General features: G+C 63.0%; 12 protein-coding genes. 8 read left to right on the top strand and 4 right to left on the bottom strand.

Annotated elements, in window-relative coordinates; translation table 11 throughout:
* The first annotated feature begins 116 nt into the window (after nucleotides 1-116).
* Genes CH290_RS30105 through CH290_RS01000 form a run of 3 tightly spaced genes read left to right on the top strand, consistent with a single transcriptional unit; the run spans nucleotide 117 to nucleotide 3,060 of the window.
* Nucleotides 117-272 carry a hypothetical protein gene (locus CH290_RS30105; protein ID WP_155295522.1) on the top strand — a complete coding sequence of 52 codons (156 nt, stop codon included), beginning with the start codon at nucleotides 117-119 and terminating at the stop codon, nucleotides 270-272.
* The gene (locus CH290_RS01005) at nucleotides 269-2,194 is read left to right on the top strand and encodes a linalool dehydratase/isomerase domain-containing protein (RefSeq protein WP_052083147.1); all 1,926 of its coding nucleotides are present in this window, start codon (nucleotides 269-271) and stop codon (nucleotides 2,192-2,194) included. Before CH290_RS30105 ends, CH290_RS01005 begins: the two co-directional genes overlap by 4 nt.
* Nucleotides 2,191-3,060: an oxygenase MpaB family protein gene (locus CH290_RS01000; protein ID WP_080748712.1), complete on the top strand. Its 870-nt coding sequence runs from the start codon at nucleotides 2,191-2,193 to the stop codon at nucleotides 3,058-3,060. Before CH290_RS01005 ends, CH290_RS01000 begins: the two co-directional genes overlap by 4 nt.
* Before the next feature lie 13 nt (nucleotides 3,061-3,073).
* Here CH290_RS01000 and CH290_RS00995 read toward each other — a convergent pair whose 3' ends face one another.
* A complete protein-coding gene (locus CH290_RS00995) occupies nucleotides 3,074-4,474 on the bottom strand; it encodes an SLC13 family permease (protein ID WP_033189204.1) in 1,401 nt (466 codons plus the stop codon).
* A 308-nt stretch (nucleotides 4,475-4,782) separates the two neighbouring features.
* Nucleotides 4,783-5,256, bottom strand: a complete 474-nt coding sequence (locus CH290_RS00990; RefSeq protein WP_033189205.1) for an Lrp/AsnC family transcriptional regulator — start codon at nucleotides 5,254-5,256, stop codon at nucleotides 4,783-4,785.
* Nucleotides 5,257-5,499: 243 nt separating this feature from the next.
* Here CH290_RS00990 and leuC point away from each other — a divergent pair, with 243 nt between their 5' ends.
* Genes leuC through CH290_RS00965 form a run of 5 tightly spaced genes read left to right on the top strand, consistent with a single transcriptional unit; the run spans nucleotide 5,500 to nucleotide 13,020 of the window.
* The gene (gene leuC / locus CH290_RS00985; protein ID WP_033189206.1) at nucleotides 5,500-6,909 is read left to right on the top strand and encodes a 3-isopropylmalate dehydratase large subunit; all 1,410 of its coding nucleotides are present in this window, start codon (nucleotides 5,500-5,502) and stop codon (nucleotides 6,907-6,909) included.
* Nucleotides 6,909-7,523, top strand: a complete 615-nt coding sequence (gene leuD / locus CH290_RS00980) for a 3-isopropylmalate dehydratase small subunit (protein ID WP_033189207.1) — start codon at nucleotides 6,909-6,911, stop codon at nucleotides 7,521-7,523. Before leuC ends, leuD begins: the two co-directional genes overlap by 1 nt.
* Nucleotides 7,516-8,295, top strand: coding sequence for an RraA family protein (locus tag CH290_RS00975; RefSeq protein ID WP_033189208.1), 780 nt, complete (start codon nucleotides 7,516-7,518; stop codon nucleotides 8,293-8,295). The genes leuD and CH290_RS00975 overlap by 8 nt, the downstream gene beginning before the upstream one ends.
* Nucleotides 8,296-8,329: 34 nt before the next feature.
* Nucleotides 8,330-11,878, top strand: coding sequence for an indolepyruvate ferredoxin oxidoreductase family protein (locus tag CH290_RS00970; RefSeq protein ID WP_052083148.1), 3,549 nt, complete (start codon nucleotides 8,330-8,332; stop codon nucleotides 11,876-11,878).
* Complete coding sequence (locus CH290_RS00965; protein WP_033189209.1) at nucleotides 11,875-13,020, top strand: acyl-CoA dehydrogenase family protein; 1,146 nt, start codon at nucleotides 11,875-11,877, stop codon at nucleotides 13,018-13,020. The genes CH290_RS00970 and CH290_RS00965 overlap by 4 nt, the downstream gene beginning before the upstream one ends.
* Nucleotides 13,021-13,095: 75 nt before the next feature.
* On the opposite strand, the gene ggt is transcribed toward CH290_RS00965, so the two are convergent.
* Both ggt and CH290_RS00955 read right to left on the bottom strand, forming a co-directional pair.
* On the bottom strand, nucleotides 13,096-15,024 hold the full coding sequence (ggt, locus tag CH290_RS00960; RefSeq protein ID WP_033189210.1) for a gamma-glutamyltransferase: 1,929 nt from the start codon (nucleotides 15,022-15,024) through the stop codon (nucleotides 13,096-13,098).
* 60 nt (nucleotides 15,025-15,084) lie between these two features.
* Nucleotides 15,085-16,017 carry a LysR family transcriptional regulator gene (locus CH290_RS00955; RefSeq protein WP_033189211.1) on the bottom strand — a complete coding sequence of 311 codons (933 nt, stop codon included), beginning with the start codon at nucleotides 16,015-16,017 and terminating at the stop codon, nucleotides 15,085-15,087.
* Between the last annotated feature and the right edge of the window lie 65 nt (nucleotides 16,018-16,082).

Genomic DNA, 16,082 nt, shown 5'->3' with positions numbered 1-16,082 from the left:
CACCTCTCGTTCCCGAGGGTTCGAACAACCGCCATTGACCTGTGCTGCATCCTGACCTACCGTGAGTGAAACTGGTACGTTCTCGTTTCGGATTGGAGAGTTCGATGCTGTGTTGCGTGATTCCCCTCCTACTGATGGTTGCGTTGAGGAAGGTGTCGACGGCCGCGCGGCCCGTGCTCGGGCGTGAGGACTCCGGGACTCGGGCGATGCCTCCTGCTGCTCGACGTACCGTCGTCGCCGACGATGCCCCGTTCGCGGGCGTGGCGCGATGAGCGCGCTGGCCGACCGCCAGGGACGGATGGTGCGCGCGCGACCACTGCCGACGTCGCCGCCGCTGATTTCCCCGGTGACGAGGTCGAAGTTGGTGCGCGCCGGAGCGGTGTACTCGATCGTGTGGGTCTTTGCTGTGTGCGTTGCCGCGTTCGGCGACGGGCGAAGTGCCGTTGCGGCGGCGGGTCTGCTTCTCCCGGGTGGCGGACACCTCGCGTCGGGCAACGTCGTACACGCGGGTCTGGCGCTCGCGGCCTTCGCGCTCGCGTTGCTGCTGTGGTGGATGATCGGTGCCGTCGTCGCGCCCGTCATCGTATGGATCGGCCTGCTCGTCGAGGCTTCGTTCACCCACCATCACGGGCATCTCTCCCCGGTAGGAGTGGCGGTGACGGCCGGATTCGTCCCGGTCGCCGCGGTTCTCACGCTGTCTGTTCACGCGGTACGTCATCGACGACAGTGTGCGACGGCGGTGGCGCTCAACGACGAACTGTCGAGAGTGGAGTTCTTCGAGCCGGCAGTCCCGTCGTCTCCCGAGCCTCCGGTCGGGGAAGCGTCGATCCGCGATCTCGAGCATTTTCGGTTCGCGTTGGATCTTGCGTTGCAACCGCTTCCGGAGTTCGTCGGCTTCGATCGCCGTGACCAGTACCGAGAAGCAGCGCTCCGCTACCAGCTGAGCATTCTCGGGTATGCACTGTCGATGTTTCGGTACACCCGTACTCCGGCGTTCTCCGGGTACCTGGCCGAGGCGCAGGAAAATTCAATTCTGAAGATGGGTGATCGGAAGGTCTGGGGGTACTGGGCGCGGGAGAATGCCTGGGGCAGGCTGTCATTGGGGCGAGACCCGGTGCTCAACAAGGACAACGTGATGCTGACCGGCTGGCAGGGCGTGGCGGTCGGAATGTACGAGAGTTTCGGAGACGCCAGATTCTCCCGCGAGGGCGGACTCACCTACACGTGGTCGGACGACGAACAGTATCGACACGACTTTCACACCGTCGCCGCATCGATACACCGGAACATGACTCGGTCGCCTTTCACCTTGTACTCCTGCGAGCCTCGGTGGATATATCCGGTGTGCAACAGCTTCGGAGTCAACACGCTGATCCTGCACGACCGACTCCATCGCACCGACTACTTCGCCGAGCTGAGTGAATCCATCTCGCGGAGCTACGAGGACGAGTTCCAGCGGCCCGACGGAAAGTTGATCGGAGTCCGTAACGAAACGTTGGGGCTGTCGTGGAACATCTGGGCGAGCGAGGGGGTGAGCCTTCCGACCACCTATTGGATGAACTCGTTCCTTCCCGGTCACGCGCAACGGGCATGGTGGCTGACCAGACGTGACTCGCTGAAGTTCGACGGCGACAGGTACCTCCTGCCACGGACTGCCGCGAACCGGTGCGATGTGGGTGACTACTCGTTCGGTAGCGACTCGTTCGCGAACGTCTTTCTGTCGCTGACTGCTCGCGAGATGGGATCCGAGGACATTGCCGACAGCGCATTCCAATACGTCGACACCGAGCAGACCGTCGAACGCAACGAGGGCGTGGCTCATTACAGCGATCTGTCCACCCAATGCAACCTGTACTCCCTGATGGCGCGATTCGCGCGGCCGTCGGTCAACCGCGATCTCATCGGGGGCGGCCTTCCGGCTCGATGGCTGTCCGGGCCCCAGCTCGCCGAGGCGGCGTATCCGGATGTACTCGTGGCACGGGCTGTCACCGATGGAGCCGCGCTCGATTTGGTCCTGTATCCGGGTGCTTCGCCGCGGAGAGTCACTTTGATCGTCGATCGGCTCGAACCGTTCGGTAGCTACCGCGCGACGGGGACTCTCGACGCAATCGTCACTGCCGACGACAACGGTCGTGCGCGGATACAGGTCGACCTCGGTGGTCGCGCGGTCGTCCGATTGGAGCCCGTACTGTGAAGCTGCGTCCCGGTTTTGTGGTCACCCGACGGATTCGTCGCCTGGATCCGGTCGAAGACGCCGATGAAATAGCAAGGCTCTCACTGGTAGTGCTTCACGGCAGCCCCGTGCTGACCTACGCGCTGTTCACCGTGGCGTTCATGAAGCAGGTCGCGGTCCCGACGATGGCTCGGATCCTTCACCGCCGAGGAACCGGCGACATCCTGCGGTTTCCCGTCGACCGTAACGACGACACCCTGCTGTTCTTCGGTCGTCTCCTCGACCATGGCCCAACGTCGCCGACGGGGCTCGCGTGGATCGAGCGACTGAACGATATTCACTCTCACTTCCCACTGCGGAACGACGACTCGTTGTACACGCTCTCCACGCTTGCGCTCGACCCACACCGCATCACCTTGTCCCAGGGTTTCTCGCCGTTCTCGAAGTCGGAACTGGAGGCGCAGTGGCGATTCTGGCGATCGGTTGCCGAGCTTCAGCATCTGACCGACCTACCGGCCTCCCGGCGGCAGATGCAACGGTGGGCAGCCGACTACGAGCGACGCGAGTACGCACCCACTTCCGAAGGACGCGACATCGCCCGATCCCTGATCGCTGCGTTCGGCGAACGTGTGCTCCCGCCGCGCCTGCGCCGCCACTCGGAATCCATCATCTCTGCCATCGCTCCGGAAGAACTCAGGACAGTTCACGCGCTTCCCGAACCATCCTGGGTGATGCGATCCGCGATCCGGCTGGCCGTCCTCGGATACACGGTGGCGACCCCGATCCGGCCGGTCGATCTGGACCGTCTCATGGTCACCAGCGTGGGGCCCCGACAGGCTTCGAGCCTCGCGCCGTCGCAGGTCGGCTACCGCCGAAGGATTCGTTGACCGTAGCCGTCGGTCAGAGCGAGGTGGGCAGGACTACTACCAGCCACGCGAGCAACGGTGCGACGGCCACGATGTAACCGGTGTACTTGAACAAGAGCTTCTGGAACGCATCCCGGTCCGGTACCTGTGCATTGGCGAGGACCATGACACCGTTGCTCGACAGCGGGCTGACGTCGACGATGACCGCGGAGAACGACAGTGCGGCAATGAAACCGATCAATCCGAGTTCACCGAGCAGCAGCAGTGGTGAGGCGAGGGGAAGGACGATGCCGAGTGTCCCGATGGACGATCCGACGGCAGAAACGGCCGCGACGGCGTAGCACAGGATCAGGGCTGTGAGGATAGGCGAGCTCAGGGAAGCTGCCGCGTCACCGAGGAACTGCAATGTCCCGTTTTCACGCATGACGGCCATGTAGGTGAGCATCCCGCACACGAGGAGCACGGCCGACCAGGTGACGTTGTCGACAGCCGGCTTGTGCTTGTTGGGAGCGAGTACGAGAAGGACGGCTGCGATGACCATCGAACAGACGCCGACGTCGAGTTGGAAGACCGCAGATCCGATCAGGAGTGCTCCCATGCCGATCAACGTCAGTATCCGTAGCGGTGTGAAGCCGGTCGCTTCTATTTCCCCGAGACGGTCCGGTCCCGGCCGCGTGGGCCCGGTCGTCACGACCATCGGTCCTGCGCCGGCTCGCGCGGTGACTCCCTGTTGGGAGGGCGCGGATGCACCGACGAGGGTGCCGCGCGGGCCGTTCGAGGACGTCGTCGGTGCGACTCCGCCGCCGGTGAAGTCGTCGATGTCGATGACTTGGCCGTCGGACTTCATCAGGTCACGGCCGCGTACGAGAAACAGTCCGAGTGCAAGAACGAAACTCAGTCCCAGGGGGATCAAGTACAGGGCCAGTGGGTTCGTCGGTAGTCCCGCGGACTGAAGCCAACCGTTGGTGAAGGCGCCGTAGACGGTGATCGGGGAGAACGCCGCACCGAGGACACCGTGGCTGATCATCATGCCCATCAGGAGCGGATCGATCTTGTAGCGCTTGGCGATAGGCATGGCGATGGGCGCGAGCATACCCACTGCGAGTACAGATCCCATGGTCATCAAGCCTGCTCCGAGGACGAACATGAGCCACACGATCGCCCAACGCTTGCCGCGTACGAGTTTGAGTGCGCCGGAAACGATGAGGTCGACGGTCCCGTTCACTCGGGCAATGCCGAACAGCAGGGTGATTCCCACGATGATCGTGAAGATGCTGCCGGGAAAGAACCCGAAGATGTCGTCCATGGACAGGCCGGAGAGCCAGCCACCCACTACGAATGCTGCGGCAAAGGCCAGGACCCCCATATTGATAGGAGTCATGGTGGCGATCGCGAACAGCGCGACGAGCGCCGCGATCGATATGAAGTAGATCATCGAGGAACCTTCCGGTGGATGCTCGTCAAATGGGCCGAGCGCGCGTCGTCGGTGATGGGCCGACGAGCAGTGAGCCGATGTCGGGCAGAGCCACACCCTGGGGCTGGGTGACGTAACTGCACGTCGTTATTGAAAGGTGATCGGCATCACAAATCAACCGGCTGGGCGAGAAAGGATCCAAGTGCTCAGCGAACTCGAGTCACGCGGGCACGCGCACTACCAAATGCTCAGTCGGGACCGTCGGACGGCCATGGAAGTTCGCTATTGTCGGATCGCAACTACCAAGTGCGCGATTGCGGGCTGATGAGCTAGATCTCGGTACGCATCTTCTCGACGATGGGGATAGTGCGCGGCCAGATGCGTCGGCTCAAGACGATTTCCGAGCGTGTCCGCAGCACCCCGTCCGTCTTCATCACCGCCTGCAACACCGTCTCGAAGTGGGTGTTGTCGCGCGCGACGACGCGGCAGAGAAGGTCGCCTTCGCCGGAGACGGTGTTCGCCTCGATCAGCTCGGGCACCGCGAGCAATCGTTCCAGTGTCTCGTCGACCTGATTCTGTGCAATGTGCACGTGGACGAACGCCATCACGGTGTATCCGAGCGGCGCCAAGTTGATCTGCGGGCGCCACGAGACGATCACGCCGGCTTTTTCCAGCTTTGTCATGCGCGCCTGCGCTGTGTTTCGGGCAATGTTCAGTCGTCGAGAGTATTCGCGTACTCCGGCGCGTGGTTCTTCGACCATGAGTCGAAGCAAGTCGAGATCGAGTTTGTCGAAGCCGTCCATGGGATCCTCCCGGTGAAATGCATGAAATTAATCCAAGTGCGCACTCGGCTGCGTTCACGCGACCATGTTTTGAGCACTTGGTAGCAGAATCTGCCTTCTGGTTCATCTCACGGTACAGGTGTAGCTATGTTGTGTGTCACATCGAGTGTCGTGGGCGCAGAGTTCGGCGCCAGCCCTTCCGAACATGAAGCCTTCTCGCCCACCCTCGAAACGCACGACTAGTGGAAGGAAACCGTGCCGATCATGGGAAGCACGTTGGCGGACAAGATCTGGCAGAGTCACCTTGTTCGCTCTGTCGAAGACGAGCCCGATCTGATCTACATCGACATGCATCTGCTGCACGAGGTGAACACGCCCGTTGCGTTCGCAGGCATACGGGAGGCGGGTAGGACGGTCCGCAGGCCGGAACTCACGCTCGGCACGGAGGATCACAACACTCCTACCGATGACGTGTTGCGGACGATCACCGATCCAGCAGCAGTCGAGCAGCTCGACCACATTCGTCGCAACTGCTCGGACTTCGGAATCGAGTTGTATTCGCTGGGGGATTCAGCGCGCGGAATCGTCCATGTCATCGGGCCCGAGCTCGGTCTCTCTCAGCCCGGAATGACGCTGGTCTGCTGCGACTCACACACCAGCACGCACGGTGCGTTCGGAGTACTGGCGTTCGGAATCGGCACGAGTCAGGTCGAACATGTCCTCGCAACGCAGACCCTGCCGATGGCCCCCATGAAGAACATGCGCGTCGTGGTGGACGGGCAGCTGCCACTGGGTACGGGCGCCAAGGACCTGATCCTCGCCATCATCGAGCGAATCGGTACCAGCGGCGGCCAAGGACACGTCATCGAGTATCAAGGCGCAGCGATCCGAGCACTGTCGATGGAAGGGCGAATGACCGTGTGCAACATGTCGATCGAAGCCGGTGCCCGCGCGGGGCTCATTGCTCCCGACGACGTGACCGTCGACTATCTGCGCGGCCTGCCTCACGTCCCGGTCGGTGGTGCATTCGACGTCGAAGCCGAGTACTGGCGCACGTTCTACTCCGACGACGACGCGGTCTTCGACAAGGAAGTGCACATCGATGCCGGCTCCATAGCGCCGCGGGTCTCATGGGGTACGAACCCTGCGCAGTCGGTGAGCATCGCTGACCGCGTGCCCGACCCCGCGATGTTCGTCGACTCTGTCGAACGGGCCGCTGCCGAGCGGGCGTCGAGTTACATGGGCCTGGAGCCCGGAACTGTGTTGCGCGAAGTACCGATAGACGCCGTGTTCATCGGTTCGTGCACGAATGGCAGGATCGAAGACCTTCGAGAGGTCGCCGAGGTGTGGAAAGGGCGTCACGTTGCGCCCGGCGTCCGGGTTCTGTTGGTTCCTGGATCGGAAGCCGTACGCACGCAGGCAATCTCCGAGGGGCTCGACAAGATATTCGCAGCTGCAGGCGCCCCCCTGCGATACTCGGGGTGCTCGATGTGCGTTGCCCTGAACGACGATCGATTGCAACCAGGCCAACGGGCCGCATCGACCAACAACCGCAACTTCGAAGGTCGCCAAGGACGAGGGGTGCGCACGCACCTCGTATCGCCGGGTGTCGCAGCCGCGACGGCAGTGATGGGCCGTCTTGCAGCGCCTGCTGACCTGGAAGGACTGTTCTGATGAAACCGTTCACCGAGCACACAGGAATCGGTCTCCCGCTGCGGATCTCGGATGTCGACACCGATCAGATCATTCCTGCTCGGTTCTGCGTAGGGGTCACCAAGGAGGGGTACGAAGACGCCCTGATGCACGACTGGCGTGCGCAGCCGGACTTCGTACTGAATCGCCCGGAGCACCAGGGTGCGACCGTCCTGATCGCCGGTGAGAACTTCGGTGTCGGCTCGTCGCGCGAGATGGCAGTGTGGGCGTTGCAGAACTACGGATTCCGAGTCGTTTTCGCGCCGCGATTCGGGGACATCTTCCGGGGTAATTCACTGAAGAACGGTTTGCTCACCATCACTTTGGATCAGCAGGTGATCGATCTGCTGTGGAAGAGCGTCGAAACCTCCCCGAGCGACCCGATCACAGTCGACCTGATCAAGCGCCAAGTTCGCTGCGAGGGTAGGACCCACGCGTTCGACCTCGACGACAACGCACGCATGCGGCTTCTCAACGGGTACGACGACATCAGTCTCACTTTGCGCAACGTCGGCGACATCGACAACTACGAGGCCACGCGCAGACGCACCTTGCCGACCACCCGACGCGTTCCCGCAGGGGTCGACAATGTCTGACCTTCGCCGCGATTCCGACGTCCGGGCCAGGATGACCACCACGACGCCGGACTCCAAAATTGCCTCGCTGTCCATGCCCCGGCACGACGTCGATTTCGTGTCGCGGTTGCTCGCTGTCCCTGACGTGTCGTCTGCCGTAGCCGACGCACTGGACGAGCTCGGAGTCGGGTTCGTTCTCGATTCGACAGCGCTGCGGCCGATCACGCCGGGGATCCGTCTCTGCGGCCAGGCCGTGACCCTGCGTTACATTTCACTGGACGGCGATGTGAGCAGCAACCGTCACGCCGGACGCGGAAGAATTTTCGGCGACCGCGATCTGTACGGGCTCGGGCGTCCCGGCGATGTCGCTGTGATGGACTGTTCCGGTTCGCTCACCGGCGCCGTCATGGGTGCCCTGTCTGCCAGATGGGCAATCAAGGCAGGTATCGCCGGGTGCGTCGTCGACGGCGCCGTCCGCGACACCGACAGCATCCGAGCATCGGGGCTCCCGGTGTTCGGTGCCACCACCAACCCTGCGGCAGCGCGCTACCGCTACGACATCGCCGAGATGAATGGCCCCGTCACCGTCCAGGGCTGCACCGTTCTTCCAGGTGACTACGTGGTCGCCGACGGGGACGGCATCTGCATCATCCCGTTCGCGGAGATGCCCCGGGTAGTTGCACACTGCGAAGCCGCATACCGGACGGAAGTCGCGTTCATCGACCGCATCGACAGCGCCCCATCACTCGAAGAACTCGTTGCAGGACTCACACCGGGCACAGCCCCCGCCTGATGTGAACCACACCGACCACTGAAGGACATTCACAGTGACTTCCACGCTCCAACCCCGGTCCACGGCCTTCGCCCTCGACGACCGCTACACCCTGAACGAGGGTTCGATCTATCTCACCGGCATCCAAGCGTTGGTTCGCATTCTGCGTGACCGCGCGATTCTCGACAGGCGGCGAGGCTTGCAGTCCTCGTCGTTCGTCTCCGGATACGAGGGGTCTCCGCTCGCGGGGTACGACCTCGAAATCGGTCGCAAACGAAAGCTGCTGGCCGACTACGACATCGTTCACCGTCCGGGCGTCAACGAGGAGTTGGCGGCGACGTCGGTGCTCGGCACCCAGATGGCCCCACAGATCGGGCATCTGCGTTCGGACGGGGTCACCGGGTATTGGTACGGAAAGTCGCCCGGCCTCGACCGCGCATCCGATGCCATCCGACACGCCAACCTCGTCGGCGCGGATCCGCGCGGCGGCGCCGTTGCCATCGTGGGCGACGACCCGGGCGGCAAGTCCTCCAGCCTGGCCTGTGCATCCGAAGTTGCGATGGCCGATTTGCTGATCCCCACGCTGTACCCGGCGGATTCTCAGGAGGTCCTCGACTACGGTGTGCATGCACCGTTCCTGTCGCGGTTCACCGGACTGTGGTCGGGTCTGAAGATCGTCACCGCGGTTGCCGACGGCGCGAGTTCTGCTGTCGTACATCCGGACCGCATCGACCCGAAATTCGGAACTCTCGGGCCCAGTACGTACACCCCGAACGCCAACCTCGTCGGCCCTAACCTGCTTACCCTCGAACGTAGCCAACAGATGGACCGATTGCCCCGTGCGCTGGAATACGCGCGACTCAACGGGCTCAACAGGATCGTGCAATCCAGTCCCGACGACCGCATCGGAATCGTCACCTCCGGCAAGACGTATCTGGATCTGAGGGAAGCACTGTCGGTTCTCGGGCTCGAACCGACGGACCTGCGGCGATACGGCATTCGCATACTCAAGCTCGGGATGATCTACCCTGTCGACCCCGACATCGTCACCGCCTTTGCCAAGGGACTCGACGAAATCATCGTGGTCGAGGAGAAGCGTGCCTTCATCGAGACCGCGATCCGAGACATCCTGTACCGCAGGGTCGATGCGCCCATGGTCATCGGTAAGCACGACACGAACGGCAAGCCCCTGGTCAATTCGTTCGGTGAACTCGACGCCGATCTCGTTGCGAGTGCGCTGACGAAGCGGCTCGGCGACGAACACGGCATCGACCCGGTTCTGCGCTACAAGGAACGTCCCAAGCGGTCCAGGATCGCGCTCCCGATGCTCACCCGCACGCCGTACTTCTGCTCGGGATGCCCGCACAACTCCTCGACCAAGGTTGCGCCGGACACACTCGTCGGCGGCGGTATCGGCTGCCACGCGATGGTGATGATGATGGACGACAAGCAGGTCGGTGACGTCATCGGATTGACCCAGATGGGCGGCGAAGGCGCCCAGTGGATCGGCATGGCGCCGTTCCTGACCGAAGGCCACTTCGTTCAGAACATCGGCGACGGCACGTTCATGCATTCAGGCTCGCTCGCGCTGCGCGCCGCCGTGGCATCGGGTGAGAACGTCACCTACAAGCTTCTCTACAACGCCACGGTCGCCATGACCGGAGGTCAGGATCCCGTCGGTGGAATGCCGCTGGACCAACTCGTTCGACTTCTGCTCGCCGAAGGAGTCGAGAAAGTCGTCGTCACCACCGAGGACCACGATCGTGTCAGGTCGCTGAAATTACCCAAGGGCGTCGAAGTTCGTGATCGCGACGATCTCGTGACGGTGCAGGAAGAACTTGCCGCCGTCCCTGGTGTCACTGTCCTCGTGCACGATCAGGAATGCGCTGCGGAGAAACGGCGCAAGCGCAAGCGCGGCAAAATGGAAACGCCGGTGACTCGCGTGATGATCAACGAACGGATCTGCGAGGGATGCGGAGACTGCGGTGAGAAGTCGAACTGCTTGTCCGTTCATCCCACCGACACCGAGTTCGGCCGCAAGACCACCATCCATCAATCCTCCTGCAACCTGGACTATTCCTGTCTCGAGGGGGACTGCCCATCGTTCGTGACGGTCACACCGGGTCCGGCGGAACAGCGCGAACCGGTGGCCGACGTCGGATCCGACATCGTTGCCGACCCGGCTGTCCCGCCGATCACCGACGAATTCGGTATGCGCATCATGGGCGTCGGCGGCACCGGTGTCATCACCGTCGCGCAAATACTCGCCACCGCCGCGGTCATCGACGGCAAGTTCGTTCGCAGCCTCGACCAGACAGGACTCGCTCAGAAGGGGGGCGCCGTGGTGTCGGATCTGAAGATCACCAACGACGTCCGCGATACAGCGTCGAAGATCGGGCAGGGCCGCTGCGGTCTCTACCTGGGATGCGACTCCCTGGTTGCGACGGATCCGGTCAACCTGAAGGTGGCCGACGCCGAAAAGACTGTCGCCGTCGTCTCCACGACCGAGATTCCGACCGGCAAGATGGTCGTCGACACGTCCATCGCGTTTCCCGGTATCGGCGAGATTCGATCTGCCATCGGCGGCGCAACCTCACGTGCTGTCTACCTCGACCCGGCGCTGCTCTCCCGTGAACTGTTCGACGACGAGCAGTACACCAACATGCTGCTCGTCGGCGCTGCATTTCAAACCGGAGTGCTCCCGATCGGACTCGCGGCGATCGAAGAAGCGATCACACTGAACGGTGTGTCGGTAGCTGCGAACCTGCAGGCATTCCGGCGGGGCCGACAGGCCGTCGCCGATCCGGATGGACTCGATGCTGCGATCGATGCAAACCGTCGTGCTGTCTTCGTACCTGCACCACCGTCGGCTTTGGCGGTTGCCATCGCGTCGACGGTACGTGCCGGCGACGATTCGGAACTTGCTCGCAAGGTCCTGATCCGTACTGCCGAGCTGATGGACTATCAGAACGTCGACTACGCGCGACAGTACGTCGAGTTCGTCGAGCAGGTGCGTAGGCAGGAAGAGTCAGCCGTGCCAGGTTCCTCGGAACTGACCGAAGCCGTCGCGCACAGCCTGCACAAACTCATGGCCTACAAGGACGAGTACGAGGTAGCGCGGCTCGCTCTCGATCCCGAGTTCGACGCGACAGTGAAGGAAGCGTTCGGAGCTGGAGCCACCCGTGCGGTCCGTCTGCACCCGCCCATGCTGCGGGCCATGGGGATGAAGAACAAGCTCTCGCTCGGATCGTGGGTCAACCCCGGTTTCAAGACACTGCGAGCCATGCGTCGCGTCCGAGGAACCAAACTCGATGTCTTCGGCTACCACCACATCCGAAAGATGGAGCGTGCGTTGATCAGCGAGTACCGCGACACGATCTCTCGAGTGACGGCACTGCTGAACCCGAACAGTCTTCCGACCGCCGTGCGTATTGCAGAGTTGCCCGACGTGGTCCGTGGATACGAGCAAGTCAAGGTCGCGAACGTCGAGAAGTATCACCGCGAACTCACCGACCTGCTCCACGGGTACCCGGAATCCGCGCGTGCGCCCGAGGCCGCGATCCAGTCAGCGAGATCGAATATCGCAACGAAGGACAGTCAGTGAAGAAATACGTACCTACCTGGCACGACGACGAAGTGGAAGCCCTCTCGGAGCTGGCTACGGGATTCTTCGAGCGAGCAGTGATGGCACACAACGACAAATGGGATACACAGCACCGGATCGATCGTGAGGTGTGGCTCGAAGCAGGCAAGCTCGGACTGCTCTGTTGCTCCATCCCCGAGGAGTACGGCGGGGGCGGTGGAACGTTCGCACACGACCTCGCTGTGTTCTGTGCGCAGGGTTACTCGGGTGACCTGTCGTTCGGAATATCCGTACATTCGGGCATCGTCGCTCACTACATCAACGAGTACGGCACCGAGGAACTGAAATCGCAGTGGCTCCCGGGGATGGCGACGGGTGAGTTGCTCGGGGCCATCGGTATGACCGAGCCTGGCGCGGGCTCGGACCTGAAAGCCATCAAGACCTCGGCGATACGTGACGGCGATCATTACGTGGTCAACGGCTCGAAGACCTTCATCACCAACGGGTCGTCCGCGGATCTGATTGTGCTTGCGGTCAAGACGGACCCGAAAGCAGGTGCGAAGGGAGTGTCCCTTCTGCTGGTGGACCTTCGTGACGCGGAGGGCTTCGCGGTCGGACGTGTGTTGGACAAAGTGGGCCAGCTCGGTGCCGACACGTCGGAGCTCTCCTTCACCGACGTACGGGTGCCCGTTGCGAACCTCTTGGGCGAGGAAGGTTGCGGTTTTGCTCAGATGATGGCCCAACTCGGGCAGGAGCGGCTCATCATTGGAGCGCAGGCGTCCGGGGCGATGAACCGTGCCGTGCACGATACCGTGGAATACACGAAATCGCGGCAGGCGTTCGGACACAGTCTGTTCGAGTTTCAGAACACCGCGTTCGAGCTTGCCGAATGTCAAACCATTGCCCGCACGTGCGAGGTATTCCTCGACTCGTGTGTTCGGTCGCACCTGGCAGGGAAACTCGACGCCGCCGAAGCTGCGATGGTGAAGTATTGGCTCACCGATCAACAGTGCGCGGTGATCGACCGATGCGTGCAGCTGCACGGCGGCTACGGCTACATGCGCGAATACCTCATTGCCCGGATGTACCAGGACGCTCGTGTTCAGCGCATTTATGCAGGTGCGAACGAAGTCATGAAATCCATGATCGCCCGGGCTCTGTGACGACCCGGAGCTGACCATACCGATTCTCGGGATGACGCCGACGGCCCTGGAACACACCTGACGAGCATCCGTCGATCAGTTCCCCAACACGATGCCTTCTCGACGAGGGTCGGCGCCGCCGGTCCAACCGTTGTCGGTGCGCTGGAGGGCGCTGAGGCCGCTGGATTGGTCCGCCGTGGAGACCTGGTGTCCCCATTGCTCGAGTTGGCGTACGACGGGGTCGTCGGGGCCGGTGACGTTCGGGTGTTCACCGCCGTAGTTGGTGGCAGGGGAGTTCGCCGCACCGAAGTCCACCATCGAGACGGCCTGCTGGGGGTTCATTCCCCAATCGAGAACGCCGACAAGTGTCTTGACGACGAACTGAATGATGACGGATCCGCCGGGCGAACCTGCGACCAAGGCGAGGTCGCCTCGGCTGCCGTCGTCGGTCTTGTCGAAGACGAGGGTCGGCGCCATGGAACTGCGTGGGCGCTTGCCCGGTTCCACTCGGTTGGCCAACGGAGTGCCGTCGGGTGCCACGGGCTCGGCGGAGAAGTCCGTCAGCTGATTGTTCAGCAGGAAGCCGTCGACCATGTGGAACGAGCCGAACGCGGACTCGACGGTCGTCGTCATCGACGCGGCGTTTCCGTAGCTGTCGACGACGGAGATGTGGCTGGTTCCGTGTTCCTGCTCGGTGGACGACGCGAACTGCACGGGGCCGAAGTCGCCGTGCTCGGCCTTGCCCATACTGCGCGCAGGATCGATGAGAGCCGCACGCCCCGAGAGGTATTCGGGGTCGAGGAGGGTGTCGGGTGAACCACCGGGCAGTGGTACGAAATCCGGGTCGGCGACGTAGAAGTCGCGATCAGCGTAGGCGAGCCGTTCTGCTTCGGAGATCAGATGTACACCCTCGGCCGTCGGGACACCGCCGTCGGCATCCATGTCGGTGGGCGCGTACTGGCCGAGATCGAAGTTCGACAGAATCCCCATCGTCGACGCGACGGCTATCCCACCGGACGACGGACCGGGCATCCCGCAGATGTCGTGGTCTCGGTATTCGGTGCAGACGGCGGTTCTGGTCTTCGGCTCGTAGGCGGCCAGGTCCTCCATGGTCAGCAGTCCTGGTGTCCGGCCGGCGGAGGTGTCCGCGGTGGCGTCGACGATGGCTTGCGCGATGTCGCCGGTGTAGAAGGCGTCGGCGCCGCCTGATGCGATGGCGGACAACGTCTTCGACATCCCAGGATTGGTCAGTACCGTTCCCTCGGCCTTCGGGGACGCGTCCGGATTCAGGAAGTACTCTTTCGACGACGGGTCGAGCGCGAGCTTCGGCGCGGAATCGGCAATGGACTGTGCCATTCGCGGGCTGATCTCGAAGCCGTTGTCCGCGAGCGCGACTGCCGGATCGAAGAGCTCCGCCCAGTCCTGCTTTCCGTGGTCGGCGTGGGCTTGCTCGAGCATACGCATGACGCCCGGCACGCCGATCGATCTGCCGCTGGACCGTGCGTCGGGCTGGGGCACCGTCCGGTTCACGTCGTCGATGTACCGCAGGTAGTCACCGGTGGCTGCCGCGGGTGCGACCTCACGTCCGTCGTACGCCTGTATGTCGCCCGACGCCGCATCGTAGTAGAGGAGGAACGCGCCTCCGCCGATTCCCGACGATTGTGGTTCCACCAGACCGAGGACGGTCTGCGCGGCGATCAATGCGTCGGCGGCGGTTCCGCCGTCCGCCAGCACCTCGCACGCAGCGTCGGTGGAGATCGGATTGGCCGTCGACACAGCGAAGTCGGTGGTGTCGACCGGTTCCATCCCGGAGCGATACCCGGTGGCAATCTCCGGATTGGTACCGATGTCACCGCCGGCCGACGGCGCCGCGTCCACCGTCGTCACCGAGTCCGACGCGGGCAACGTGCAGGGCTCGGGCGCGGAGGCGTCGTCCTGTGACGTGGTGCAGGCGGTGATGGGAATCAGCACCAGAGCGCAGGCCGCAATGGTCAGTTTCTTCGCACCGAACTCCGAGACACCCATTGCCCGACGCTACCTCACGGTGTGGTGGTGACGCGTCGCTTCAGGCGTGATCGGCCCGGCTCACGCCGTTGCAGGGGCTCCCGCGATGCGGTCCGCGGCACCCCGCAGGGCGCTGGAGATCGCGTACATCGCGGGTGTGTACTGGCGGCGGGCAAGCGACGCGATGTAGATGACGCGTGTCGGAACGTTGTCCTGTGCGCGGAAGCGAACGGTCTGTACATCCGGGCGATGGTGTACCACTGCAAGTCTGGGAACCATTGCGATGCCGACTCCGGCGGCGACCATGGCTTCGATCTCCTGATAATCGTGGGCCTCGTACACCACTTCCGGCTCGAATCCTGCTGCGCGGCAACTGCGGAACAACACTTCGGCGGCCGGGTGGTCGCTGCTTCGGATGATCCACCTCGACTTCTCGAGGTCGGACAGGGCAACTTCTCTCTCTGCGTGAGTGTCGGTGATCGGGCGAAGCAGGAGGGTCTCGTCCTCCATCAACGATTCGAGCGACAGCGACCTCTCGGCTTCCTCCGTCCATGCGTAGCTCCACAGCAGGGCCAGATCCACTTCGCTGGAGTGAAGCATGTCCAGCAGCTGAGGGCGTACCGCCGACCTGACGCGGACGTCGACCCCCGGCCATCGTGCGTGGTAGTCCTTCAGTGCGTCCGAGAGCAGTGATGCGCTGACGGTGGGGAACGAGCCGAGTCTCACCGATCCACGCGTCAATCCCCGGATTGCTTCGAGATCACCGCTTGCCGCGCGCATCTCACGGCGGAACAGTCGTGCCCTGCTCGTGAGGATCTCTCCTGCTTCCGTCAACTGCACGCCGCGGGGGAGCCGCGTCAGTACCGGCTGCTTGATGCTGTGTTCGAGTTTGGCGATGCGTTGGGACGCGGCGGACGGGGTCATGTTCGCGCGTTCGGCGCCTGCGGTCAGCGAACCCGCCTCGGCAATGTCGAGCAGGAGGAACAAGGTCACCACGTCGAAGGAGTGCTGCATGGCCGGTCTGCTTTCAGTTGAGCTAAACGAGTTGGTAGCAGAACGATATTGTTCTGAACGGCACA

The organism is Rhodococcus sp. 06-156-4 (assembly GCF_002259345.1).
Taxonomy (GTDB): Bacteria; Actinomycetota; Actinomycetes; order Mycobacteriales; family Mycobacteriaceae; genus Rhodococcoides; species Rhodococcoides fascians_E.
This window is presented reverse-complemented; position numbering and strand designations above follow the sequence as displayed.